Source organism: Phyllobacterium phragmitis (assembly GCF_002980495.1).
Taxonomy (GTDB): Bacteria; Pseudomonadota; Alphaproteobacteria; order Rhizobiales; family Rhizobiaceae; genus Paramesorhizobium; species Paramesorhizobium phragmitis.
In genome coordinates this window covers 1-397 of the sequence record NZ_PVBR01000103.1, presented here as the reverse complement: position 1 = coordinate 397, position 397 = coordinate 1, and the positions used below count along the sequence as shown (strand labels likewise).

Sequence of the window (397 nt, the reverse complement as noted above, 5' to 3'; positions counted from 1 at the left end):
TGACCTACCCGAGACATGGGTCACAGTTCATTGCGGACACATAGGTTACACAATTGGCGCTTTGCGGAGGATCGCGGAGTGCCGTGGAAGGAGTGTAGCCTTATGGATGAACGGCTGAAGTTCATCGCTCGCCTGCTGGACGGCGAGAAGATGGCGGCGGTGTGCCGCGAATTCAACATTTCGCGCAAGACCGGCCACAAACTGCTGCAACGCTATCGCGACAGCGGACTGCACGGATTGACGGACCGCTCGCGCCGGCCCTACCGGCAGCAGGGGAATCGCTTGAAAAATCATTTGTGTGCTGCGGTTATTGCGGTTTCGAGATAATCGTCGTCCCATCCGAGCGTTTTCCGTCTGACCTTGAGGCTGGCCTTGTCGTTGATGGAGCGAATGAGGT

General features: G+C 57.2%; 1 pseudogene. It reads left to right on the top strand.

Annotated elements, in window-relative coordinates:
* Positions 1–78: 78 nt before the first annotated feature.
* Positions 79–267 (top strand): annotated as a pseudogene (locus tag C5748_RS27525) (helix-turn-helix domain-containing protein); the annotation flags it as partial.
* Positions 268–397: the final 130 nt, after the last annotated feature.